This is a genomic window from Marinifilum caeruleilacunae, from assembly GCF_013141825.1.
Lineage (GTDB): Bacteria > Bacteroidota > Bacteroidia > Bacteroidales > Marinifilaceae > Marinifilum > Marinifilum caeruleilacunae.
Window position 1 is genome coordinate 39,861 of record NZ_RZNH01000026.1, and the last position, 24,805, is coordinate 64,665.

At 37.6% G+C, this 24,805-nt stretch carries 19 protein-coding genes; 9 read left to right on the top strand and 10 right to left on the bottom strand.

Annotation, left to right across the window (positions count from 1 at the left end):
- Positions 1-133 precede the first annotated feature (133 nt).
- The gene (locus tag ELS83_RS14585) at positions 134-1,315 is read right to left on the bottom strand and encodes a MalY/PatB family protein (RefSeq protein ID WP_216616580.1); all 1,182 of its coding nucleotides are present in this window, start codon (positions 1,313-1,315) and stop codon (positions 134-136) included.
- A gap of 115 nt (positions 1,316-1,430) precedes the next feature.
- Here ELS83_RS14585 and ELS83_RS14590 point away from each other — a divergent pair, with 115 nt between their 5' ends.
- On the top strand, positions 1,431-2,534 hold the full coding sequence (locus tag ELS83_RS14590) for a pyridoxal phosphate-dependent aminotransferase (RefSeq protein WP_171596298.1): 1,104 nt from the start codon (positions 1,431-1,433) through the stop codon (positions 2,532-2,534).
- Positions 2,535-2,567: 33 nt separating this feature from the next.
- Here the strand turns inward: ELS83_RS14590 and ELS83_RS14595 are convergent, their stop codons facing one another.
- On the bottom strand, positions 2,568-3,311 hold the full coding sequence (locus ELS83_RS14595; RefSeq protein ID WP_171596299.1) for a hypothetical protein: 744 nt from the start codon (positions 3,309-3,311) through the stop codon (positions 2,568-2,570).
- 289 nt (positions 3,312-3,600) lie between these two features.
- On the opposite strand from ELS83_RS14595, the gene ELS83_RS14600 reads away from it, so the two are divergent.
- From ELS83_RS14600 to ELS83_RS14610, 3 genes are all read left to right on the top strand, one after another.
- Positions 3,601-4,593 carry a lytic transglycosylase domain-containing protein gene (locus ELS83_RS14600; RefSeq protein ID WP_346728158.1) on the top strand — a complete coding sequence of 331 codons (993 nt, stop codon included), beginning with the start codon at positions 3,601-3,603 and terminating at the stop codon, positions 4,591-4,593.
- Between the two features lie 54 nt (positions 4,594-4,647).
- Positions 4,648-7,485, top strand: coding sequence for an excinuclease ABC subunit UvrA (gene uvrA, locus ELS83_RS14605; RefSeq protein ID WP_171596320.1), 2,838 nt, complete (start codon positions 4,648-4,650; stop codon positions 7,483-7,485).
- A gap of 152 nt (positions 7,486-7,637) precedes the next feature.
- A complete protein-coding gene (locus ELS83_RS14610; RefSeq protein WP_171596300.1) occupies positions 7,638-9,305 on the top strand; it encodes a nucleoside kinase in 1,668 nt (555 codons plus the stop codon).
- A gap of 313 nt (positions 9,306-9,618) precedes the next feature.
- On the opposite strand, the gene smpB is transcribed toward ELS83_RS14610, so the two are convergent.
- The 3 genes from smpB to ELS83_RS14625 form a co-directional block, all read right to left on the bottom strand.
- Positions 9,619-10,065, bottom strand: coding sequence for an SsrA-binding protein (gene smpB, locus ELS83_RS14615; protein WP_110363129.1), 447 nt, complete (start codon positions 10,063-10,065; stop codon positions 9,619-9,621).
- A gap of 33 nt (positions 10,066-10,098) precedes the next feature.
- Complete coding sequence (locus ELS83_RS14620) at positions 10,099-10,689, bottom strand: hypothetical protein (RefSeq protein ID WP_171596301.1); 591 nt, start codon at positions 10,687-10,689, stop codon at positions 10,099-10,101.
- Between the two features lie 93 nt (positions 10,690-10,782).
- A complete protein-coding gene (locus ELS83_RS14625) occupies positions 10,783-11,358 on the bottom strand; it encodes a Yip1 family protein (protein ID WP_171596302.1) in 576 nt (191 codons plus the stop codon).
- A gap of 150 nt (positions 11,359-11,508) precedes the next feature.
- Between ELS83_RS14625 and miaA the strand changes: the two genes are divergently transcribed.
- The gene (gene miaA / locus ELS83_RS14630) at positions 11,509-12,423 is read left to right on the top strand and encodes a tRNA (adenosine(37)-N6)-dimethylallyltransferase MiaA (protein ID WP_216616585.1); all 915 of its coding nucleotides are present in this window, start codon (positions 11,509-11,511) and stop codon (positions 12,421-12,423) included.
- Here the strand turns inward: miaA and ELS83_RS14635 are convergent.
- Positions 12,420-13,055 (bottom strand): cysteine hydrolase family protein, encoded by a 636-nt coding sequence (locus tag ELS83_RS14635; protein ID WP_171596303.1) that lies wholly within the window; start codon positions 13,053-13,055, stop codon positions 12,420-12,422. The genes miaA and ELS83_RS14635 overlap by 4 nt on opposite strands.
- Before the next feature lie 192 nt (positions 13,056-13,247).
- Here ELS83_RS14635 and ELS83_RS14640 point away from each other — a divergent pair, with 192 nt between their 5' ends.
- From ELS83_RS14640 to ELS83_RS14655, 4 genes are all read left to right on the top strand, one after another.
- Entirely contained in the window at positions 13,248-14,339 is a 1,092-nt protein-coding gene (locus ELS83_RS14640; RefSeq protein WP_171596304.1) for a sensor histidine kinase, read from the top strand.
- Positions 14,340-14,344: 5 nt separating this feature from the next.
- The gene (locus tag ELS83_RS14645) at positions 14,345-15,049 is read left to right on the top strand and encodes a LytR/AlgR family response regulator transcription factor (RefSeq protein WP_171596305.1); all 705 of its coding nucleotides are present in this window, start codon (positions 14,345-14,347) and stop codon (positions 15,047-15,049) included.
- A gap of 225 nt (positions 15,050-15,274) precedes the next feature.
- On the top strand, positions 15,275-16,102 hold the full coding sequence (locus ELS83_RS14650) for a hypothetical protein (RefSeq protein ID WP_171596306.1): 828 nt from the start codon (positions 15,275-15,277) through the stop codon (positions 16,100-16,102).
- Positions 16,103-16,281: 179 nt separating this feature from the next.
- Complete coding sequence (locus ELS83_RS14655; RefSeq protein ID WP_171596307.1) at positions 16,282-19,374, top strand: ATP-binding cassette domain-containing protein; 3,093 nt, start codon at positions 16,282-16,284, stop codon at positions 19,372-19,374.
- A gap of 20 nt (positions 19,375-19,394) precedes the next feature.
- On the opposite strand, the gene ELS83_RS14660 is transcribed toward ELS83_RS14655, so the two are convergent.
- From ELS83_RS14660 to bcp, 4 genes are all read right to left on the bottom strand, one after another.
- Positions 19,395-20,297 (bottom strand): DMT family transporter, encoded by a 903-nt coding sequence (locus ELS83_RS14660; RefSeq protein WP_171596308.1) that lies wholly within the window; start codon positions 20,295-20,297, stop codon positions 19,395-19,397.
- Between the two features lie 133 nt (positions 20,298-20,430).
- Positions 20,431-22,524: a dipeptidyl-peptidase Dpp5 gene (gene dpp5, locus ELS83_RS14665; RefSeq protein WP_171596309.1), complete on the bottom strand. Its 2,094-nt coding sequence runs from the start codon at positions 22,522-22,524 to the stop codon at positions 20,431-20,433.
- Positions 22,525-23,016: 492 nt separating this feature from the next.
- Positions 23,017-24,033 carry a recombinase RecA gene (recA, locus tag ELS83_RS14670; RefSeq protein ID WP_171596310.1) on the bottom strand — a complete coding sequence of 339 codons (1,017 nt, stop codon included), beginning with the start codon at positions 24,031-24,033 and terminating at the stop codon, positions 23,017-23,019.
- A gap of 70 nt (positions 24,034-24,103) precedes the next feature.
- The gene (gene bcp / locus ELS83_RS14675; RefSeq protein ID WP_171596311.1) at positions 24,104-24,571 is read right to left on the bottom strand and encodes a thioredoxin-dependent thiol peroxidase; all 468 of its coding nucleotides are present in this window, start codon (positions 24,569-24,571) and stop codon (positions 24,104-24,106) included.
- Positions 24,572-24,805 lie beyond the last annotated feature (234 nt).

Genomic DNA, 24,805 nt, shown 5'->3' on the forward strand with positions numbered 1-24,805 from the left:
TTTTGTGTGTATAACAGACTGTTGTTTTTTTGCAGAAAATCAACTTCGATTGATAAATTTATAGGGTGATTTCCAATTCTGTTTAATCTTCTATCTCTTTATTCCGAAAAAACAGAAAAGGTAACCCTAAAAATCAATTTTTTTTTATCTGATTTACTGTATGTTTTAAGATGTTTAATCCTTCTGTTAACATAGATTTCGGACAACCAATGTTAAGGCGCATATAACCGTTTCCTTCCTTGCCAAAAGTAGTTCCCTTGTTTAGCGCCAATCCTGCTTCATTAATAAGGATTTGGTTTAGTTTCTCGGAGCTAATGCCAAGCTCTCTGCAATCTAACCATAACAAATAAGTAGCTTCCGGTTCTACCAATTTAATTTCAGGAATATTTTTTTCAAGAAAATCTCTTACTAAATCAACATTTCCTTGCAGGTAATCCATCAATTGCTCCAACCATTCGGCACCGTGTTCATATCCAGCCTGCATGGCGATATGACCAAACAGATTCCCCGAATGCAGGTGCATTGCATTGAGCAATTGTTCATACTTTTCTTTTAGTTTTTGGTTTGGAATGATAATTACAGAACTTGCCAAACCTGCTACATTAAAGGTCTTCGATGGAGCAATGCAGGTAATGGTTCTTTGTGCAAACTCTTCTGACAACGAAGCTAATATGGTATGCTTGTATTTCTTGTAAATTAAATCCTGGTGAATTTCATCTGATAGGATTAAAAAATCATATTTACAGGCTAAGTCTCCGAGTTGGTTTAATTCTTGTTTTGTCCAAACTCGGCCTACCGGATTGTGCGGATTGCTTATAATAATGGCCTTTAAACCTTCTTTTGCCAGCATTTCCAGGTGTTCAAAATCCATTTCGTAAGAGTTTTCTGTTCTGATTAATGGATTATGCACCAATGTACGTTCCATGTCATTCACAACATGAAAAAACGGATGATACACCGGAGGTTGAACCGCAATTCTATCTCCTTTTTCAGTAAGGCTCATAAGCAGTAATGAAAGTCCGGTTACAACTCCGGGACTTGAAGAAACCCACTCATCTTCAACGGCCCAATCATGACGATTTTTTAACCAGTTTTTTACACTTTCATTGCACTCATCTCCTCTAAACGAATAGCCATAAATTGCATGTTCGGCTCTTTTAATAATGGCATCCGATATGCAATCAGGAACATTAAAATCGGTATCGGCTACCCAAAATGGAAGTAGATCCTCTTTCCCAAAATACTGATCCAGCTTATCGTATTTCACCGAATTTGTGTTTTTTCGGTTAACTATCTCATCAAAATTGTATTTCATCATCATAAATTTTACGGAGAGTTAAATTATAAAAAAATTAAAGAGTCTCTAAAGCAGCATGTAAAATTTGCGAATAAAGATTCAGATCATTTAATTCGTAGAAAACTATCAGGATATGAAAATCAGAAAGAGTGGTGCTAAATATTCAGCAATTGTTGGAATTGGTGAGAGAATCAGGAAAATGAGTCAGGAAACAGGCGAAGAGTTTTTGCTTTTAAACCGAGGTGTAAATTCAGTTTGTAATATAGACTTAAACGAAATTGCAAAAGATCTGGATTTTAATTCGAACGAAATGCAGGTTTATCCACCATCGAAGGGACGATTGGAATTAAGAAATGCAATTAATCAGCATTATTTTGTCAACAATTCCAAAGTTGAAAACATAGCCATTACAGGCGGTGGCATGTCTGCTCTCGACTTGGTTTTTCAGACCATCGAGGTTGAAAAGGTTTGCCTGCCTGACTATTACTGGGGGTCTTACGTTCAGGTAATGACTGTGAGAAATATGAGATCCGAAACTTACCTTGACCTTGATGTACTAAAAGAGAAAGCCCATGATTATAGCAAAAGTGCTGTAATTATTTGCGATCCCAACAATCCGATTGGAAACAAACAGGATGATGATAAGATTATGGAAACCGCAAAGATTCTGAATGATACAGGAGCAATTGTAATTATCGATTGTCCATACAGAAGAATTTTTTGTGGAGAGGAAGATCTGTTTTTTCAGAACTTAAGCGAACTTGAAAATGTGATTATTGTCGAGAGTTTTAGCAAGTCGGTTGGATTAAGTGGGCAAAGATTGGGATTTGTTCATAGTAAGAACGCCGATTTTATGAATGAGTTAGGAATTCGTTTGATGTATGCTACTAATGGAATTAATGCATTTTCGCAATTGCTTGTAGCACAACTTTTGTCGTCGAAGAAAGGGCAAGCTGTGATGCATGAGTTCAAGCAGAAAACTTCGGAAGGGATTCGAAAGAACATCGCACTTTTACAGGCGAAAGGCTTATTGGCTAAAGAATTCTATACAAAATCAGATCCGATTGGAATATTTGTAATTGTTAATAAATCGGAAGAAGAGCTGTTAAAAGCCAGAATTGGGAGTGTCTCATTAAGTTATTTTACCCGCGATAAAAAAGAGTATGCATCCCAATTTGCAAGAATTTGTGTGTCAGTTCCGCATGAAAAATTTAAAAGCTATTTTGAACAGGTATAAAAAAGAAAAGCATTGCCTTAGGGTGATGCTTTTTTAGGGTAGTTCCTTGCCCGATTCGGAAAGTAATTCGATTGCTCCGGAGCCATATATTCCAAGTTCCCAATAATGTCTGTTGATGCAGCCCGAAGGACAATCGCCCCAGCCATAACTGTAGATTAAGTGGATGAAATCGGGGCTGAAATAGGCCAGTTCGATTTGCGAGCCATCACCTATACAATTTGCCGATTGAGCTTCGTAGATAAATGGAAACTGTTTCAGTTCCAGTGCCAAAACTTCCTGGTTGATCCCTGTAGAAGCATGCACAGCATAACGGTCTTTTCCTAAGGAATCCAATTGCAAATCATAGTCGTCAATCAACAAATCAAGCTTTAATTGATCCGAAAAACCATACTCTTTCCAGGATAGTATATTTTGACTGCTTGTATCAACTGTGATATATGATTTGCGTAACTGTTCATGACAAAGTGCATGCACATCGTATTTTCTGATATCCAAAGATGCGGTGGATACCGAATCGACATAGACGAATTGCAGGGCGGCTAAAATCTGGGCGTAGTGATATTCTTTGAATTCAATTTCTTCGATCTCTTCCATTTCCTCATTGGTATAGTAGTCCATGCAAATTAATTTTGCATCGTCTAACAAGATCTCAAAAATGGAATCGGAAACACGGGAATCTTGTATAATTTCTGTAGGGAAATTCGCAGTCGTCTCACTGTCACAGGCATAAAAAAGGTATACCCCCAATAGCAATATAAAAAGCATGCGGTTTCTCATACGATTAAAAATTAGGAGACTGGTTAGGTCTTAAATGTTGATATTCAGGTTAATGTTGATTAATTGCCCGATATTATTTAATCAACGAAATATCTTCCATTTTGTTGCTTCAAGTTACGACCTTCTGTCGACTATGTAAAGGGTTAATTTTAAAAAGTTTAGGAATTTTTAAAATCAAACTTGACGAACAGTTGATTTTTATTGGTGTAAAGATTTGTTAAAAGAAAACATTTTCACCCAAAATAGAGTAGAATATTTTACATTTGACATTCTTAAAAAAACAACAACCGTGAATATATATAGATCGTTTAAAAATTTTATTGCTTTAATTGTTGTGTTGGGAGGTGTTTACGTAACTGCCCAATTGTTTAACTATTCGAAAGTAACCGACCGAGATAAGGAGCCCGAGAACAGTGAGTACATGAGTCGATATAATGTGTATGCATTAAAAACACCCAATGAACTTAAATTTGGAGATGAATTGGTGCCCCTAGATCGATGGGATGTAAAAGAATCTCTTGATAGAGAACTTTTGGTAAATACCTATTGGCAATCGCAAACCTTGTTGTTTTTAAAACGATCGAATCGATATTTTCCCATTATCGAACCCATTCTTAAAGAGCAAGGAGTACCCGATGATTTTAAATACCTGGCTCTAATCGAAAGTGGATTTGTACCAACCATTAAATCTCCGGCTGGAGCCGTTGGTGTTTGGCAGTTCATGAGCGGAACAGCCAAAGATTATGGACTCGAAGTTTCGGCCGAGGTTGATGAAAGGTACAATATCGAAAAGGCAACAGTGGCTGCCTGTAAATACCTGAAGGATTCGTATAAAAAATATGGAAGCTGGACCCTGGTGGCAGCATCCTATAATGCAGGTCGTCGTTTTGTCGACAAGCAATTAAAACTGCAGGATGCGGGGAATTATTACGATCTTCTGTTAGGAGAGGAAACCGGCAGATATGTTTTTAGAATATTGGCCATTAAAATGATAATGGAAGATCCGGCAGGATATGGATTTAAGTTTCGAAAATCGGATCTATACCCTGAAATCCCAACAAGAAAAATTACCATTAAATCTCCGGTAAAGGATTTTGCTGTCTTTGCCAAAGAAAATGGGGTAAACTACAAGGTTTTGAAGTACTTTAACCCATGGTTGAGAAGAGCATATCTTACAAATAAATACAAAAAAGAGTACGAAATTACACTTCCTGCCAAAGGATATATTAATTTTGCATTTTCTGATTATAAAAACCCTGACGATTCAGTTTCAGAGAAATAGATTGTTGGATTTGCAAAAGGAGATTTAGATTTGAGTTCCAAAGTTAAGAAAGAAATAAAGGGTGTTGAACAGCTCGAAACCGGTAGTGTTGATGTGTTTGGAGCAAGAGTTCACAACCTTAAAAATATAGATGTAAGTATTCCTCGAAACCAACTTTCGGTGATTACCGGATTAAGTGGTAGTGGGAAATCATCTCTGGCATTCGATACCATTTATGCCGAAGGTCAACGTAGGTATATCGAAACTTTTTCGGCCTATGCAAGGCAATTTCTGGGTGGTATGGAACGTCCCGATGTGGATAAGATTACTGGCCTAAGCCCTGTAATTTCTATCGAGCAGAAAACTACGAATAAAAACCCAAGATCAACAGTGGGAACCATTACCGAACTGTACGATTTCCTTCGTTTGTTATATGCCAGGGCAGGTATTGCCTATTCGTATGAAACAGGCGAGAAAATGGTGAAGTATACCGATGAGCAAATCATCAACTTGATTCACGAAAAATTCAGCGAAAAAAGAATTTACATTCTTGCTCCTATTGTGAAGGGTCGTAAGGGACACTACAAGGAGTTGTTTGAGCAAATTCGTCGCAAGGGATTTCTTTATGCCAGGGTAGATGGTGAGATTGTGGAGCTGCTTCACGGTTTTAAGGTGGATCGATATAAGAATCATGATATTGAAATCCTGATTGACAAGCTGGTTGTAGAAGAAGTAGGAGACAAGAGGTTGAAAGAATCGGTACAAACCGCAATGAAACATGGTAAAGGGATTACCATGATTCTTGATAAAGACACAGATGAGGTAAAGTACTATAGCCGTTTGTTAATGTGTCCGAGTACGGGTATTTCCTATAATACGCCAGCTCCGCATAGTTTTTCATTTAACTCACCACATGGTGCATGTCCGAAATGTAAAGGCTTGGGACGTGTAAATGCCATCGATCTTGAAAAAATTATTCCAGATCAAAGTTTAAGCATACGCGAAGGTGGAATTGTTCCTTTGGGGAAATATAAAAATAGCCTGATATTCTGGCAGCTGGAGGCAATTGGTCGAAAGTACGATTTCGATATGAATACTCCAATTGAAGGGATTCCAGAGGAAGCATTGAGCATCATTCTCGACGGCTCAAGCGAAACTTTCAAATTGGAAAATACTCCTTTGGGAGCTTCTTCAAATTACTTCCTGAGTTTTGATGGAGTGATCAAATACATTACCAATCAGGAAAGCAACGGAACATCTAAGAAGGCAAAAAAATGGGCGGAGCAATTTGTCAAAACGGATGCATGCTCGGCTTGTGGAGGCAAGCGTCTGAAGAAAGAGGCTCTACACTTTAAAATTCATAATAAGAATATTGCTGAACTGGCTGAAATGGATCTTGGTTTACTGGGTGAATGGTTTCAGAATATAGAACAGCATTTAAACGATAAACAAAAGAAGATTGCTACAGAAATCCTAAAAGAGATTCGTTCCCGATTGGGCTTTTTGCTTGACGTTGGACTGGAATACCTTTCGCTTAACCGAAGTTCGGTAAGTCTCTCAGGAGGAGAATCGCAACGAATTCGCCTGGCCACACAAATTGGATCACAATTGGTAAACGTGCTTTACATTCTTGATGAGCCAAGTATTGGTCTACACCAGCGCGATAATGAACGCCTGATTCATTCCTTGCAGCAATTACGAGACTCCGGAAATTCGGTAATCGTAGTTGAGCACGATAAGGACATGATAAAATCGGCTGACTATGTTGTAGATATGGGACCATTTGCCGGAAAACATGGTGGCGAAATTGTTGTTGCTGGTAATCCCGATGATATTGAAAAGGGAGATAGCCTTACAGCTCAGTACCTGAATGGTGACCGAAAAATAGAAGTTCCTAAAGAACGAAGAAAAGGCAAAGGGAAGAATATCGATCTGAAGGGATGTACAGGAAATAACCTAAAGAATGTTGATGTGAGTTTTCCGCTGGGCAAATTTATTTGTGTTACCGGAGTTTCGGGAAGTGGAAAATCGAGTTTGATTAATGGAACCTTACAGCCAATTTTATCACAACATTTTTATCGATCGGTGAAAGATCCTCTTCCATACGAAGATCTTGAAGGAATAAAAAATATCGATAAAGTGGTTGAAGTAAACCAGGCACCTTTGGGTAAAACTCCACGCTCGAATCCTGCTACCTATACCAATGTGTTTGGCGATATTCGTAAGTTGTACGAAAAGTTACCCGAATCTCAAATCAGGGGATATAAAGCAGGCAGGTTTTCTTTCAATGTAAAAGGAGGAAGATGTGAAACCTGCCAGGGAGCCGGAGTTCGTTCTATCGAAATGAACTTCCTACCCGATGTGTATGTTCATTGTGACGAATGTAATGGTAAGCGTTACAATCGAGAAACATTGGAGGTGCGTTATAAAGGAAAATCAATTGGTGATGTGTTGGATATGACCATTAACCAGGCAGTTGAGTTTTTTGAAAACATTCCGGCCATATTGACCAAATTAAAGGTGTTGCAAGATGTAGGACTGGGCTATGTTACCCTAGGACAGCCATCCACAACTCTTTCGGGAGGCGAATCCCAGCGAGTTAAACTGGCTACTGAACTTGCCAAGCGAGACACAGGAAAAACCATGTATATTCTGGATGAACCAACAACAGGTTTGCATTTTGAAGACATCAGGGTTTTGTTGGATGTGTTAAACCGTTTGGTTGACAAGGGAAATACGGTGATCGTAATCGAGCATAATATGGATGTAATTAAAGTTGCCGACCATGTAATTGATATTGGAAAAGAGGGTGGACGAAACGGTGGCGAAATTCTGTTTGAAGGTACGCCCGAGGACTTGGCCAAGTGCAAAGACTCTTTTACAGCCAGGTTTTTAAAAGAAGAATTAGAATAAAATATTTCAAATCCCCGAAAGGGGATTTTTTTTGCACAATATTTTTCCCTGATTAAGAAAATTTAAGATTTTCGAAGAAGACTGATATAGCATAATTATTATCTTTATATAGCTGTCTCGAATTCATGAGAGAGTCCTAAAATCTACAGTTCATGGGGAAATTAATAGATATTTATTTTGAAGATCTTGACGAAAAGAGATCTTATGCCGTTGGTACTGATTTACAAACCATTTTGTCGGATGTTGATATAAAATTGAACGGTCCGGTTCTGGGTGCCATGGTAAATAATAAGGTGAAAGAACTTACCTACGAAATATATAAGCCAAAAAGTATTCGATTTGTAGACCTTACACATCCGGCCGGTCGAAGAATGTATATTCGTTCCTTGTGCTTTGTGTTGTATAAGGCGGTGAGAGATTTGTATCCGGGAACTGGTTTTAGATTAGAACATTCTATATCTAATGGATTGTATTGCAGGTTAACCGATAAAAATATCATGCTTACGCCCAGGGATATTGATGTGATTAAGGAGCGAATGCAAGAAATTATAGCTGCTGACATGCCATTTATCCGCGAGGAAATCGAGACGGAGAAAGCCATTGAAATATTCGAAAATCAAGGATTGAAGGAGAAAACCGGCTTGTTTAAAACCAGGGGAAACCTGTATACTTCGGTTTATCATTTGAGCGATTGTGCTGACTATTTCTACGGATTTCTTGTTCCATCAACAGGAGTGTTGAAGGTTTTCGATTTGCAACATTTTTATCGTGGAATGCTCCTGATGAGTCCCAAAAGAGATGAGCCTTCGGTTGTGGAAGAGCGAATCGAGCAGGAGAAAATGTTGAAGGTTTTTAGTGAGTACAAAAGGTGGGGCAAGGTATTGAATATTTCAAATGTTGGTGATCTGAACCGATATGTAGCCGAGGATAATATTTCCGAAATGATTAAAATATCGGAGGCTTTGCATGAGAAAAAGATTTCTCAGATTGCAGATAAGATCAGGAAGCACAGAAAAAGAGTAAAGTTGATTTTGATATCAGGGCCATCTTCGTCTGGTAAAACCACTTTTGGTAAGAGATTGGCAATACAATTGAAAGTTGCAGGCCTAAGTCCGGTAAACCTTTCGATGGATAACTATTTTGTGAACCGTGAACTTACACCACGAGATGAGAATGGTGATTATGACTTTGAAGTTTTGGAAGCTTTGGATGTTCAGTTATTCAATCAGAACCTGGTTGATTTAATGGATGGAAAAGAGGTGGAATTGCCAAAATTCTCTTTTGAAACAGGTCAGAGGTATTACGATGGTGAGAAATTAAAAATCAACGATAAGCAGGTGTTGGTGGTTGAAGGAATTCATGCGCTAAATCCTGGCCTTACTCCATTAATTGCAGATGAAGCGAAATATAGAATATACATTTCTGCTTTGACTTCGATTTCCATTGATGGTCATAACAGAATCCCTTCTACCGATAATCGCTTAATCAGAAGAATTGTGCGCGATTACAAATATCGAAATTATAGTGCATCGGATACCATTAGCCGTTGGCCTAGTGTTCGTCGTGGCGAACTAAGAAATATTTTTCCACACCAGGAACAGGCTGATGTAATGTTTAATTCCGCTTTGCCATACGAGTTGGGTGTTTTGAAAAGATTTGCAGAGCCAATATTGAAAGAAGTTCAGCCAAATCAGCCAGAGTACTCAGAGGCAAACCGACTTCTGAAATTCTTTAGTTATTTCTTGCCAATTTCACCGGAAGAGATTCCACCTACATCTTTGATGAGGGAATTTCTGGGAGGAAGTACCTTCGATTATTAATCGTAGTGAGGTGATTAGATTGTTAATAACTTTTTAAGCTGTTTATATCAATCCTGTTTTTGCTGTTAATATCTCATTCGGCAGAGACAGGATTTTCTAGTTATTAACAGTTGTGTATTAGTAAATATGGGGTACGACAAGATTATTAACAAATTATCAACACTGTTGAAAACTTGTTAATTACTTGTTGGTAAGTAGGCGAGCATTAGAAAGCCCGAATCCTGAGAAACGGGCTGCAAATATAGAAGAAAATATCTTTGGTTTGAAAGTTGTAGGAGAGATTTTTTCGAAAAAAAATCGTGAGAATTGCTAACTATCTCTTCATCATACGATCTATCTCTCTCTTGTGATCTTTTTGTTTTAAACTTTCTCTCTTGTCGTAGTGTTTTTTACCTCTGCAAAGGGCAATTTCCATTTTTGCAAAACCCCTTTCGTTTATAAAAAGACGAACTGGAACAATAGTCAGGCCCGATTCTTTTGTTTTTCTGTCAAGCTTGTTTAGCTCCTTACGATTTAAAAGAAGTTTTCTTTCTCTCTTCTCTTCGTGGTTGTAATAAGAACCAAATTTGTACTCCGAAATGTGCATTCCAACAACGTATAGCTCGTTTCGGGTAAAATAGCAATACGAATCTACCAAACTTGCTTTTCCAGCGCGTATCGATTTTATTTCGGTGCCAAAAAGCTGAATCCCCGCTACAAATTTCTCAATAAATTCGTACTCGAAGCTTGCCCTTTTATTTCTGATGTTAATATTCTGCATCGTATAATCTTAAATTCAATGCAAATTTAGTATTTAAATTGTTAATGGAAACCTGAACAGAATTGAAAACAACCTTTCGAAGATTAGCGGTAGTACAAGTATAAGAAGACTGGCCATAACGGTAAAGCCAGGTCTTTTGTTATTTGCAATCGGAAGAATCGAAGATGTTCCCAGCCATAAAATCCTGATAAAGTATAATTCTAAAAGGAGACAAATCTGATTTAAAAATGAGAATGGACTGAATAATTGCGCAATGCCATGAAAAATACAAAATACCGATGCGCTGTAAATTACCAGCTTAAAAACCACTTCGGCTTTAATCGACAACTGGAAATTGGGCGATAACAGTACAATTAATTTTGCAGCACAAAACAAACCCAGGTTTAAGGCTAAAAAATCAACAAAAAATTTAGCCACCGATACCCATACTTCTTTTGTATGAATGTAAGTACCTCCAGCAGCAATTATGGCACAAATTGCAATCACCGGGAAAGCAAAATTCCTAAATAGCTCTTTGGTAGTAGAGCTTTCGGGAGCAATTCGTTCCCATTCTCTTTTGGGTGTAAGTAGCAGATTACGTGTTCGAAAGAGTGAATTCAAAACACCTTTTGAATTGTATTCCATTTGTGAATCGTCTTGTTTGATGCTTTCAAAATTAAACAAGTTTTTAAAATAGTAAAGAAGTTATGATATTTTAGAATTGATTTAGACTACTTTTTAAAAGCCTAAAAAGTTCGCAGTTCCGATAAATATCGCACCAAAAATGGCATAAACAGAAAGTAAACCGATTAGGATGAAAGTAAAGTAACCAGATCTTCTTCTGTCGGGCACATTAAGAATTGGCGTAATTCCTTTGTAAAGAATGTAAAAACTGTACAAGCTAAAAATGGTTAGATAGTTTATTACGGGGAAAAGAAATGCAATTGAGTTGAATAAAAAACCCGGAGTGTAAGAAAATGCCACCAAGAGTAATGCCCTTGAAAATCGTTCTTTTTTATTTGGCATTACAGCAAAAGGGTGCACCACAAAAGCCGAAACGTAGATGGAAAGAATGGAGAGAACAAATGTTGTAATTGCCGAAAAGAAAAACATATTGGTATGCTCGCTTGCATTCTTTTCGAAGAGAAGAAAACCAATAAAATTACAGACTGACATAAGCAAAGCCAATGGAATTACCAGAATTGCCAAAAGTCGGGTGTTGCTTATTTTAGCTTGATCAAGAATTCTTAGCCATTCTTTTTCGGGAGATATCAGTAGACGAAAAATGTGTTTGTAGGTAGTAAGTATGGTCATATTGATTGTGTGGTTAGTGAAATCAAAAAACTTAAAGTAATTTTGTTGCCGAAATCAAAAGTTTCGACCTATTTAAGATAGGCATTATCCTGATAATGAAAAATCAGATGTTGAAAAACTTCTGGATGTTTCGATTTATAGTTTACAATTATGCAATACAATTTATTGGTAGTTCTGGGTGCTACTGCAACGGGTAAAACAAGTTTGGCAGTAAATTTGGCTAAAGATTTTAATGGTGAAATTATTAGTGCAGATTCGCGTCAGATTTATAGAGGAATGGACCTGGGAACAGGAAAAGATATAGAGGAGTATGTTGTCGATGGTGTTGAGATTCCATATCATTTAATCGATATTGCCGATGCTGGATACAAATACAATGTATTTGAGTTTCAGCAGGATTTTGTGAAGGCTTTTGAAGAGATTAGTGCAAGGAAAAGATTGCCGGTTGTTTGTGGTGGAACGGGTATGTATCTCGAGGCAGTACTGAAGGGATATAAGTTAATTGCAGTTCCAAAAGATCAGGGCTTTAGAGACGAAATGGAGAAAAAATCCATTGATGAATTGGAAGAAATTCTTCGTTCTTATAAAGATTTGCACAATACCAGCGACCTTGAAACCAGGAAAAGAGCCATCAGAGCTATTGAAATTGAGCGCTATTATGCTGCAAATCCGCAAATCGATATGGAATACCCTGAGATGAATCCACTTCTTGTTGGTATAAAATTCGATAGGGAGAGCCGCAGAGACAGAATTAGCCTTCGATTAAAAGAGCGCTTGAAATCGGGCATGGTTGAAGAAGTGGAGAGTTTGTTAAAATCTGGAGTGTCTGCCGAAGATTTGATTTATTACGGATTGGAGTACAAGTTTTTAACCCAATATGTAACCGGGCAAATTACTTACGATGAAATGTACTCTGGTTTGGAAATAGCCATCCATCAATTTGCCAAGCGCCAAATGACCTGGTTCAGGAAAATGGAACGAAGTGGCAGTAATATACATTGGCTAGATGGGTACATGCCACTCGATGAAAAAATTGCCCAGGTCAAAGAGTGGTTCAACGGCTAAGCCAAATACTCAATTACCTTCTCGTAAGTAATGCGTGTAATGCCTAAATCATCCCATTTGTCAAATGGTAATGGGATGTTGGGTAGTTCTTTAATAGCATCTTCAATTACATATACTTTTAGTCCTCTTTCGGCAAGTCCAACTGCTGCACAATCGACACACACATTTGTGGTAACTCCGTACACAAATACAGTTGTTGGGTTAATTTGCTTGAGTAGGCTATAAGTGTTTGGATTGCCTTCAAAAACATCAAAAGCATCTTTGCGGATAATAATGTTGCGTGATTTTGCAGCTTCACTTAATTCGGTTTCATTATAGATTTTATTCCATAGGATTTCAGGACATATTTCTTTCGGCCTGGTTTCGTTAATGTATTCGGCTCCAATAGAATTTGCCATGCAATGCTCAGGGAAAGTGTTTACAAAATCGGGATTTGCAGAAAGTTCGGCAGAATTGCTGTAATGGTAATCTGCAGTGTTAATTACCTGTATGTTATTGAAGTCTGCCAGCTTTGTAATTGCTTCTAAAGTAGGCTGGATTTCTTCAGCACCTGGAGCGTAAAGTTTTCCATCAGGACTCATGAAATCTATCTGAGTATCAACATTCCAAAACAAGATGTCTTTTGTAAACATATTTGTAAGTCTTTCGTTTTTATAAAAATACAAATGAATTGCCCCTCCTCAAAATGATGAAGAACTGCTTGTATAAAGATATCGGAAAATTAAGGCTTTTTGTCATGGATTTTGCACTCGATAACGAATATATTTCATTCTGCTAAGGATCTTTTCTAATTTAAATTTTGAAATCAGACACAAACACAATAAATGAATAACATAAGAAAGATATCCCGTAGCCGGATTATTTATCATATACTTTTTTGGGTGGTTGCAGCCGTCTTTTGGCTATTGACCATGTTTGTTGCAAGCAATTTTAAAAATATCCTAAAGATCGAACCGGTTTTAATGACCCTGGTTTTTAATCTTTGTTTTGCAACCGCAGTATACATTAACCTCTTGATTTTAATCCCTTACCTGTTTAAAAGAGAACGATTTGTTTTGTATGTCTTATCGGTTCTTGGAGTAATATCGCTCGCAGCTTTTGTGATTGATTTTTTGCTGGTGTACCCACTCAATTCCTTTGTCCAGGGAGAGCAGTATTTTGAAGAGTTAACATTTATGGTATGGGTTAATTTTGCATTTTTTACGCTAATCTATATTGTAATTACCACATTTTTGTCGATGACCAGAGAGCTGATTTTGCTGCAAAAAGTAACCTCAAAGTTTCAGGATATTGAGAGAGAAAAACTGGAAGCAGAACTAAAAGCACTGAAGGCTCAGATTAACCCACATTTTCTATTTAATACATTAAATAATTTGTATTCACTTACGCTCGATAAATCGGATAAAGCTCCAAATTTGGTATTAAAATTGTCCGATATGATGAGGTACATTTTATATGAGTGTAATGATAGGTATGTGTTTGTGGATAAGGAGCTTGAGTTTATTCGTAATTATTTGGATTTACAAAAAATCAGGCTGGATGATACCATTCCGGTAAGCATCCATGTAAAAGGAAGTGCATCGCAAAATAAAATTGCACCATTGTTGTTTGAGCCTTTAATCGAAAATGCATTTAAGCATGGTGCATATGGGAAGAATAATAATGGATTTGTTGATATTCTGTTTAATTTTGAAGAAAAGGATAAGATGGAGTTATCAATCGAGAATAGATTTGATGACAAATGGCAGGATGAAGAGCGAAAAGAAAAAGGAATTGGAATCAAAAATGTTACTCGTAGATTAGAGTTGTTGTACCCGGAAAAACACAATTTAAATATCTCAAAGCAGGAAGATCTATTTAAAGTGAACCTGCAAATTGATTTATCGGAACAACATGCAAACTTTAACAAAAAATAATACACATGAAGTTAAAGTGTTTAATTATAGATGATGAGCCCTTGGCACAGAGAGTTTTGGAGAAGTATGTGTCAGAACTTTCAAGCCTCGAACTTGTAGGGAAATGCAGCGATGCCATCGAAGCCATGGAGGTACTGCAAAAAGAAGCTGTGGATTTGATCTTTTTAGATATCAATATGCCCAGGTTGAGTGGAATTAACTTTTTGAAATCGTACAAGAATCCACCTATGGTGATTATTACCACGGCGTACACAGAATATGCCCTGGAGAGTTATGAATTAAACGTTTTGGATTATCTGAAAAAGCCATTTTCGTTTGAGCGATTTTTGCAATCTGTTCAAAAAGCAGAAGAAAAGGTGAAAGCAGTTGCCGAACCGCAGGAGAGTAGCAAAGATGAGCTTGAATACATATTTGTAAAAGCGAACAAAAAAACAATAAATATCAACCTGGATTCTATTCAGTATGTTGAGGCATTGGGCGATTACGTGAAGATATTTACCAATGAAGGACATGTGGTAACTTACCAGTCTTTAAAGGGGATTGAGCGTTTGTTGCCATCTGCAAAGTTTTATCGAATTCACAAATCGTACATTGTAGCCTTGGCAAAAATAAAATCGATAGAAGGAAATATGGTACACATGGATAAGGGTACCATTCCAATAGGAAATAATTACAAGCAGGGATTCTTCCAAAGGATTCATCCCGTGTAATTTTTTATAATCAAGTCTGTTTGAGTAAGTAAAAGAGTCGATTTTCAGCATCGGCTCTTTTTTTATGGCCAAAACATACTCAATTTTTGATATGAACTCAATTTTTAGGTGCCACAACTAAAAAAGAAGTCAAATATAATGACGAATTATGCTAGGAATTAGCCGCTATTTGTTAAATTTAGGCTTTAATAAATTGAATCCGATCAATATTAAATTTAAAAGACTATGAACAGACGTGCTATTTCTCGTTATACCTTTATTCTTTTTGCTTTGGCTTTGAGTGTTGTTGCTTGTAAGCCAGTGGATAAGAAAAAGAGTGGTGAACAAACAGTTAAACCATTACTAAAAAAAGCAATTGAAAGCGAAGTAAAAGATGTAGTGTATCCCTTACCAACTACTTTTGAATTAACTTCGATGTTGAACCGAATTGGAGCAGACTATATTCTTGGTTTGTCAAATTCATCAGATAATGCTGATAAATATTTTACTGAAAAAGCAAGAGCTTTAAATCTTGGGGTTTACAGTGCAGATTTAAGTTATGCAAGTACATATAATCGCAAGCAGGAAACCATGTTGTTCCTTAAAGCTTCAAAAACATTAATTGATAACCTTGAGATTACAAGTGCTTACAATGAAACTCTTGTTGATGATGTTGAGAAAAACCTTGACGACAAAGATCAGTTGGTGAAGGTAATTACCAATTCATTCTATGACACTTACGAATTCTTAAATAAGAATGGCAAAGCAAACTTATCTTTATTGGTGGTAAGTGGTAGTTTTATTGAAGGTTTGTACATTGCAACTCACATTTCAGAAAATACTTATGCGAACCCTGAAATTGTAAAAGTAATTTTCGATCAGAAAGCATCTTTGGAAAAATTATTAGAAGTTTTGGAACCAGAGAAGAAAGATCCTAATGTTGCTGCATTAATTGCTGAATTTACAGGATTAAAAGCAAGCTACGATAAAGTTGTGGAAGGTAAAATGACTGAAGCACAATTGAATGAAATTATTGCTAGTGTTGCAAAACTTAGAAACAGTATTGTAGAGTAATCATATTACGATAAAAGAACTATAGACTGCCTTCCTTATGGGGAGGCAGTTTTTTTGTGTCAATTAAGCCACGATAACAATCTTTTGTAAAGAAATAATTGTAATTTTAGAAACAGTGCAGATCTGCCAATAACCATAATTCGTAATTGTACATGGGGGAATCGATTCTAAATGCTCTTATGCACCTATTCGCTATTGTTGCTAACACAAAAGAAGAAGGTGTTTCTGGTAAAGGAAGAATAATTGTAGAAAGTTTTTTAAGTCGCTATGTAAATTCTGATATACAGGATGAATATTTGCGATTGTTTGAGAACTATTCAGAATTTTATCGTCGCGAGATGGAATACCAGGCGATTACTCATGCTCGCCAAGCCGATATTTTATCTCTCACCGAGGCCTCGAAGGTGTGTAATAAGGTAAAAGCGGAGTTGGTTCAGGAGGAAAGGTTACTTGTGCTTCTTCGTTTGATGGAGTTTGTTTACGAAGACAAGAAAGTAAGCGAAGGAGAATTCGAATTTATTAGTATTGTTGCGGAGAACTTCAAGATTCCACGTTCAGAATTTATCAATTGCCTGGCTTTTGTTTGGGGCGATACAGTTGATGATTTCGATAAAAGTAAGTTTCTAATCATCGACAATAAGGTGACCGAGTGGTCGGATAACCTGTCGTGGTTTATGAAAAAAGAATCGAAGAGAAGCGAGAATGAAACAAAGCACTTGTATTGCGAGAATTTGTATGGGCGAATTATTGTAATGTACACCGAAAGTGTCAATCTTCTTGTCTTTAAATACGAAGGAGAGTTGAATCTGTATCTGGAAGGAAACAAGATTATCTCCGATAAAACCTACCAATTGGGAAATGGTTCTATTATTAAAGGGCCAAATATCAAATCCATTTACTATTCCGATATTGCAGCAAAATTCCTCGAGGAAGAAGCACAAGAAAAAATCATATTTACCGCCAAGGATATCGAGTTTAAATTTCGAAATTCCAATAATGGGATTCAGAAATTTAACCTATCCGAAGAAAGTGGCCAGTTGATTGGAATTATGGGAGGTAGTGGTGTAGGAAAATCTACCTTGTTGAATGTTTTAAATGGGAACCTTACGCTGAATAATGGAGAAATCCGTATTAACGATTTTGATATTCATAAAAACAAACTTGCTGTACAAGGACTAATTGGTTTTGTTCCCCAGGATGATTTGTTGATTGAAGAACTCACTGTTTTCCAGAATTTGTACTACAATGCCAAATTGTGCTTTAAGGATTTTACCGAAATTCAGATTTTGAAAACAGTTCTGAAAATGCTTCAGGATTTGGCTTTGTATGAGGCAAGAGATCTAAAGGTTGGAAATCCGCTGAATAAATTCATTAGTGGAGGACAAAGAAAACGATTAAATATCGGTTTGGAGTTGATGCGCGAGCCCGCAATTCTTTTGGTTGATGAGCCAACTTCTGGGCTTTCTTCAACCGATTCGGAAATGGTAATGAAGTTGCTAAAACAGCAAACCTTAAAAGGGAAACTTGTAATTGCCAACATCCACCAGCCGTCGTCGGATATTTTTAAAATGTTCGATAAACTTTGGATTCTTGATAAAGGGGGATATCCAATTTACAACGGAAATCCAATCGATGCCATCGTATACTTTAAAACGCAAAACTCCCAGGTAAATGCTTCAGAAAGTGAATGTGTTACCTGTGGGAATGTAAATCCTGATCAGATTTTACAAATTGTTGAAACCAAACTGATTGATGATCAGGGGAAACCGACACGTGACAGAAGAGTGAAACCTGAGAAATGGTACGATAAATATAAAGACAATATTGAAGGGAATCATCTTCCTTTAAGGGCGGAAAAAAAATTGCCACAAAGCGACTTTAAGATTCCAGGCAAGGTTAAGCAGTTTTCGATTTTCTGGATCAGAAATGTATTGTCGAAACTGACCAATAAACAGTACCTGATTATTAATTTGTTTGAAGCGCCATTATTAGCGGTTATTCTGGGCTATTTTACCAAATACACCACTAACGGTGTTTATGTGTTTGGCGAGAATAAAAACTTCCCGGTTTTTCTGTTTATGGCTGTGGTTGTATCTATGTTTCTGGGTCTTACGGTAAGTGCTGAAGAAATCATCAGGGACAAAAAGATATTGCAAAGAGAGAAATTTTTGAATTTATGCCGCATCAGTTATCTCACTTCAAAAATCATGTTTTTGTTTGTACTTTCGGCCATTCAATCCATCTCTTTTGTGCTGCTCGGAAATTATATTCTGGGAATAGAAGGCATGACCTTTGCCTATTGGTTTGTTTTGTTTACAACCGCTTGCTTCTCCAATTTGGTAGGGCTAAATATCTCGGCAGGTTTAAATTCGGTTATTACCATTTACATTTTAATTCCTTTGATATTGGTTCCGCAGTTGTTGCTGGGGGGTGCCATGATTAAGTTTGATGACTTGCATTACGGTGTTACCGATAAAGTGTATGTGCCCATAGTGGGAGATATGATGACAACCCGTTGGACCTATGAAGCGCTTGCTGTTACGCAGTTTAAGGATAATGAGTTTGAAAAGCATTTCTTTGATCATGAAAAGGGAATAAGTGATGCATCTTTTAATAGTTCATTTTTAATTCCTAAGCTTGAATCGATTCTTTTAGATTGTGAGCGAAGTGTAGAGTTTGAAAAAGATACGGTTGAAACCGAAGCTCATTTTAAAATGTTGCGCGATGAGATTACGCAATTGGCTGATGGTGCAGGATTGGCTGTTTTTCCAGAAGTAACACAATTGAATCTGAGGGAATTTAATTTGAATGTAGCAGAGCAAACCAAAAGCTTCTTAGATCAGGTTGAATTATACTACCTTGGAATGAGTAGTGAATCGGGATACAAGAAAGATTTTGAATATTCGCGTTTGGTAGATTCTTTGGGGCGCGATGGAGTATACGAGTTCAAACAACAGTATTACAACCAGGCTTTGGCCGATTTGGTTCTGAACAGGAATGAAGTGAATAAGATGATCCAGGTAGATTATCAATTAATTCAGAAGAAGGATCCAATATTCATGTCTCCTGATTCGAAGTTCGGACGTTCGCATTTTTATTCACATGTTAAACGTATCGGCAACTTTTATATCGATACCTACTGGTTTAATCTTGCAGTGGTTTGGTTGGGAACGGTTCTGTTATTTTTCACACTTTGGGCAGATGTATTGCGCCGAATGATGAACTACTTCGAAAGCATTAAGCTGGTTCGTAGAGAGAAAAAACGAAAATAGATTTTAGCCTTAGCCGGGAATTATACAGTTTTTCGATTCAGGTAATTTACCATTAGCAAACTACAGGCAATCACAATCATCCCTATTATGGAAATGGTATCCGGATTTTCATCAGGCAATATCATCCAGCTAAGGAATGCACCAAAAATTGGGATGATAAACTTCCAGGTGTTCAGGTTGGATACTTTGACGTTTGGTCGTTGAAGCAGCCCAAACCAAATGGTAATGGCAAAAGCTGAAACCATGGCTAGCCAGCCAAGGGAAATCCAGTATTCTGCTGGTAAATTGAAATTCCAGGAAGGATTTTCGATAGGAATAGAAACCAGCATTAATGCCAAGCCACCAATAATCATCGAGAAGGAGGCAAGTACGCGGGGTGGCATGTCTTTCGCATCGCGCGATACAATCACATTGCCCGTGCTACCAACAATATTATTCAAAATCAAAATTCCTACGCCAAGCGGAATGGTAGTAGAAAAAACAAAGTCAGACCTTCCCAGGCTGATGATACATACACCAGTCATACCCAGTAAGATGGCAAGGATTTTTTTCCAGCTCATTTTATCGTTACTCAGCATCAGGTGAGCCATAATGGCTGCAAATAGAGGTTGTGCTCCAATTAACATTGCACCCAGTGCGCCTGGAACATAGCTGATTCCCATGTAGAATAATCCGTAAAGAAATGTGGTTTGCAACAGGGCCACCCAAAGCACAAACTTCCATCTTCTTTTCGATTCCAGAACTTTCAATTTTAGGTCCTTGATGAAAGGCAAAATCAATAAACCCGATAAAAAGAACCGGATTCCGGCAAATTGTAATGGAGTGGTGTAATTCAATCCAATTTTAATTGCGGTAAAAGGGGTTGCCCATAAAAGACAGGCAAATATTGCCAATACAGTGGTTGAAAAGAAGAACTTCTTCATAAGAGACTAAAAATTTTCTGCAAACTTAGGGATTTTAATTTAAACTCAGCTTACTATAGTTTGAGCCATAGGGCAGAATAAAAAAATCCCTGCCAACATTAGGCAGGGATTCTATATCATCAATTGGATAGGATTATTCCTTCAGCCACTTGTCTAACCAGCCAGCAAATTCGCGTTGCCAAAGAATTCCGTTCTGAACGCCTAGCACCCAGTGGTTTTCTTCAGGGAAATACAAGTATTGAGTTGGGATTCCACGCAGGCGAGCCGCATTAAATGCTTCCATTCCCTGCGAGGCATCAATACGATAATCTTTCTGTCCGTGAATTACCATGATTGGAGTATCCCATTTGTCTACAAATTTGTGTGGAGAATTTGCGTACGAACGCTGCGCAATCTTGTTGTCTTTTTCCCAGTAAGCGCCACCAAGATCCCAGTTCACAAACCACATTTCTTCTGTTTCCAGATATTGTGACTCAAGGTTGAACATTCCGCAGTGAGCGATAAACGCCTTAAAGCGCTTCTGGTGGTGACCAGCAAGCCAGAAAGCTGAGAATCCACCGTAAGATGCACCCACGCAACCCAAACGATCTTCGTCAACATACTTTTCTGCTTTTACATTATCGATTGCCGAAAGGTAATCTTTCATGTTTTGTCCGCCATAATCACCAGAAATTTGTTCGTTCCACTCCTGGCCAAATCCTGGAAGTCCTCTACGATTTGGAGCAACAATTACATAATCGTTAGCTGCCATCATCTGGAAATTCCAACGGTAGCTCCAGAATTGAGAAACAGTTCCCTGTGGACCACCCTGACAATAAAGAACTGCAGGATATTTCTTGTTTTCATCGAAATGAGGAGGCTTGATTACCCAAACTAACATTTGTTTGTTGTCTGTGGTTTTTACCCATCTCTTTTCTACAGTACCCATGGTCAACTGATCAAGGATGTGCTTGTTTACGAATGAAATTTCTTTTGCTTCACCGCTTTTTGCATCTACATTGTACAATTCAGCAGGCTTGCTCATCGATACACGTTTGGCAATTAATTGATCGCCTACAGGATGAACTGTCTGATAGTTGTGAACACCTTCAGTAATCTTGTGAATCTTACCATCGGCAATATCCATACGGTAAATTTCGTCGGTAGCGTGGTAATCAGAAATGAAATAGATCGATTTGCTATCTTTTGTCCAGCTTAAGTGACCCGCATTTTGATCCCAACCTTCGGTCATGTCTTTGGCTTCGCCACTTGTTAAATCCATTAGGAATAAACGGTGTTTATCTGCCTCATATCCATCACGCTCCATGCTTTCCCAAGCCATGTATTTTCCGTCAGGCGAGAAAGTAAGGTTGTTGTCATAACCCATCATGCCTTTGGTCATGTTCTTGGTTTCTCCCGATTCTAAATTGTAGAAATAGATATCGGTATTGGTTGAAAGTGCATAGTCGATTCCATATTTCTTACGAGAAGAATAGGCGATGTTTTTGCCATCAACGGTCCAGTTTACCTGTTCCATACCTCCCCAAGGACGAACCGGAGCTTCCCATTTTTCACCTTCCATAATATCTTTACCACCTTTTAACATGTTGTTGCGAGTGAAATCGGCAACAAAAAGGTGAGTGTAAGTTACTACCCAATGATCCCAATGACGATAGAATTGTTCGTTGATTAAACGTGCTTCAGCTTTTTTCAAATCAGGATGTTTGTCCTGTACATTGTCTTCAAGCTTTACCTCTTTAGAGTATACAATTTTCGACTCGTCTGGTGAGAATTTGAAATCGTTAATACCGCCTTCAACATTGGTCAACTGTGTGCGACCTGTTCCATCAGCATTCATTTCCCAGGCCTGAACCGATCCACTTTCGGCCGATAGGAAAGCAATTTTACCATCTTTGGTCCAGCGCTCGCCCCACTCTTTACCAGCAGTATTTGTAATTTGAACAGCATCGCCGCCAGCTACAGGAACGGTATACAAATCGCGGTATGATTTGTTTTCTTCCTTATTGAAGTAGGTTACACCGTAAAGAACTGTTTTTTCGTCAGGCGAGATACTTTCTCCACCCAATCGGCCGAAAGACCATAAAACTTCAGGCGTCATTACATCCGAAGCCAGTTTGGTTTCCGGAGTTTTGTAGGATGAATCATTATTCGATTCTGTAGCTTTCTGTTCGCAAGAGCTTAATCCTGCAATTAAAGCCAATCCTAACAAAAAGTACTTGTTTGTCATGATTGTAGATATTTGTTGTTAGATATTTTCAGCACCGTAAATGTAGTGAACAATTATCAATTACGAATTACGAATGATCAATTACGGAATATTTAGACGCAGATTTATATGATTTAATACTTTAAAGTAAATGTCGGGATTTTAGTAAAGTTATTTTTACTTCACTCTCAAACTGTGCAAGTTTCTGAGAATAATGATAAAATATGATCTGGGGGGGAGTTGCGAGCTGATAGGGGTTGGTAATAAATAGTAAAGGAATGGTAAAGGTGATAAGATTTGATTAGGCCAGTCATACATTACAAACCAAATCATATTTTATCTTTTAGTGCTGGTCATGATAAATCTCTTTGGTTAAAATATAAGCTCCAGGCTTTCCCTCTACTGCAATGTGTTCACATGAAATCATAAAAATCTGCGTCTATCAATAAACCAGCACACAAAAAAAAGACCCCCGCAGCACGAGAGTCTTTTCATATATTATAGAATCAGTATCTATTCTACCGGATTGTTGATGGCATCAATAATCTTGTTTTCCAATTCTTCAGCCAATTCAGGATTGTCGTTAATCAGATTTTTAACAGCCTCGCGACCTTGTCCCAATTTTGTATCGCCGTAAGAGAACCACGAACCAGACTTTTTAATGATGTTGTACTCAACACCAAGGTCGATAATTTCACCAGTTTTTGAAATCCCTTCGCCGTACATGATATCAAATTCAGCCTTACGGAATGGAGGTGCAACCTTGTTTTTCACAATCTTCACACGAGTGTGGTTACCGTTAACTTCGTCACCATCTTTAATTTGTCCAATTCTACGGATATCCAAACGAACCGAAGCATAAAACTTCAATGCGTTACCACCAGTGGTTGTTTCAGGATTGCCGAACATAACACCAATCTTTTCGCGCAACTGGTTAATAAAGATACAAGTGGTATTGGTTTTGTTGATATTGGCAGTTAGTTTACGCAATGCCTGCGACATCAAACGAGCTTGAAGACCCATTTTTGAATCACCCATTTCTCCTTCGATTTCTGCTTTTGGAGTTAGAGCAGCTACCGAGTCAATTACAACCAAATCAATTGCCGAAGAACGAATCAATTGGTCAGCAATTTCTAGAGCCTGCTCACCATTATCCGGCTGCGAAATCAATAGGTTTTCAGTATCTACACCTAATTTTTCTGCATAAAAGCGATCGAAAGCGTGCTCGGCATCAATAATAGCACAAATACCACCAGCTTTTTGAGATTCTGCAATTGCGTGAATAGCCAAAGTGGTTTTACCCGATGATTCTGGTCCGTATATTTCAATAATTCTACCTTTAGGATATCCGCCAACTCCCAATGCCATGTTTAATGACAAGGAACCCGATGAAATTGCAGGTATATCTTCAACAGCTTCGTCGCCCATTTTCATGATGGTACCTTTTCCGTAGGTTTTATCAATTTTCTCCATCGTTAGCTGAAGTGCTTTCAGCTTTTCCTTGTTAATTTCTGCAATGTCTTTGCCCATAATATGTGTTTTATAATATTTTCCTTTTTAGTGATCACCCCAACTAAATCCTTTCAGCTATTGCTAAAGTTTAGTTCAATCCCATCTCGCTTAAAATCTGGTTGGTATGATCTTTTGTTTTTACCTTTTTGAAAATCTTTTCAATTAGGCCATCTTCCGATATCACGAAAGTGGTTCTGATTACTCCCATGTATTCTCTTCCGTAAAGTTTCTTCATTCCCCAGGCGCCGTAGGCTTCCAAAATTTCTTTTTCAGTATCGGCAATTAAATTGAAGGCCAAATTGTGCTTGGCAATAAATTTTTGATGCGAGGCAATTTTGTCGGGGCTTACTCCAACAACTTCGAAACCAAGTTTGGTTAAAGCATCGTAATTTTCGTTCAAGTTACACGATTCGGCAGTACAACCTGGAGTGTTATCTTTTGGATAGAAGTAAAGAATCAACTTTTTTCCTTTGAAATCAGCTAGTTTTAATTCTTTTTCATCTTGATTTAATCCCTTGAAATCGGGTGCTTTATCTCCTTCTTTTAAGTGTGTCATTCTTCAGAAATTTGATTTACAAATATACCTTAATCCGATCATCGGAACGAATTAATTCGACTAAAGTTATCAACCCATGAAGTTAAAAAAAATTGTGTCCCATTCTGTTTAAATCATCGATCTTTTTTTCTGATTTCCGATTTATATTTTGTTAATTCAATCTTGACCTCGTAATTTCGTACTTACACATTATATATTATCTTTGTTATAAATATTTACTATATTAAGATTTTA

What these genes read in the sequence shown, in the direction of transcription:
- ELS83_RS14585 (WP_216616580.1), bottom strand. Translation starts at nt 1,315, where the DNA reads ATGAAATACAATTTTGATGAGATAGTTAACCGAAAAAACACAAATTCG.
- ELS83_RS14590 (WP_171596298.1), top strand. Translation starts at nt 1,431, where the DNA reads ATGAAAATCAGAAAGAGTGGTGCTAAATATTCAGCAATTGTTGGAATT.
- ELS83_RS14595 (WP_171596299.1), bottom strand. Translation starts at nt 3,311, where the DNA reads ATGAGAAACCGCATGCTTTTTATATTGCTATTGGGGGTATACCTTTTT.
- ELS83_RS14610 (WP_171596300.1), top strand. Translation starts at nt 7,638, where the DNA reads ATGGGGAAATTAATAGATATTTATTTTGAAGATCTTGACGAAAAGAGA.
- smpB (WP_110363129.1), bottom strand. Translation starts at nt 10,065, where the DNA reads ATGCAGAATATTAACATCAGAAATAAAAGGGCAAGCTTCGAGTACGAA.
- ELS83_RS14620 (WP_171596301.1), bottom strand. Translation starts at nt 10,689, where the DNA reads ATGGAATACAATTCAAAAGGTGTTTTGAATTCACTCTTTCGAACACGT.
- ELS83_RS14625 (WP_171596302.1), bottom strand. Translation starts at nt 11,358, where the DNA reads ATGACCATACTTACTACCTACAAACACATTTTTCGTCTACTGATATCT.
- miaA (WP_216616585.1), top strand. Translation starts at nt 11,509, where the DNA reads ATGCAATACAATTTATTGGTAGTTCTGGGTGCTACTGCAACGGGTAAA.
- ELS83_RS14635 (WP_171596303.1), bottom strand. Translation starts at nt 13,055, where the DNA reads ATGTTTACAAAAGACATCTTGTTTTGGAATGTTGATACTCAGATAGAT.
- ELS83_RS14640 (WP_171596304.1), top strand. Translation starts at nt 13,248, where the DNA reads ATGAATAACATAAGAAAGATATCCCGTAGCCGGATTATTTATCATATA.
- ELS83_RS14645 (WP_171596305.1), top strand. Translation starts at nt 14,345, where the DNA reads ATGAAGTTAAAGTGTTTAATTATAGATGATGAGCCCTTGGCACAGAGA.
- ELS83_RS14650 (WP_171596306.1), top strand. Translation starts at nt 15,275, where the DNA reads ATGAACAGACGTGCTATTTCTCGTTATACCTTTATTCTTTTTGCTTTG.
- ELS83_RS14655 (WP_171596307.1), top strand. Translation starts at nt 16,282, where the DNA reads ATGCACCTATTCGCTATTGTTGCTAACACAAAAGAAGAAGGTGTTTCT.
- ELS83_RS14660 (WP_171596308.1), bottom strand. Translation starts at nt 20,297, where the DNA reads ATGAAGAAGTTCTTCTTTTCAACCACTGTATTGGCAATATTTGCCTGT.
- dpp5 (WP_171596309.1), bottom strand. Translation starts at nt 22,524, where the DNA reads ATGACAAACAAGTACTTTTTGTTAGGATTGGCTTTAATTGCAGGATTA.
- recA (WP_171596310.1), bottom strand. Translation starts at nt 24,033, where the DNA reads ATGGGCAAAGACATTGCAGAAATTAACAAGGAAAAGCTGAAAGCACTT.
- bcp (WP_171596311.1), bottom strand. Translation starts at nt 24,571, where the DNA reads ATGACACACTTAAAAGAAGGAGATAAAGCACCCGATTTCAAGGGATTA.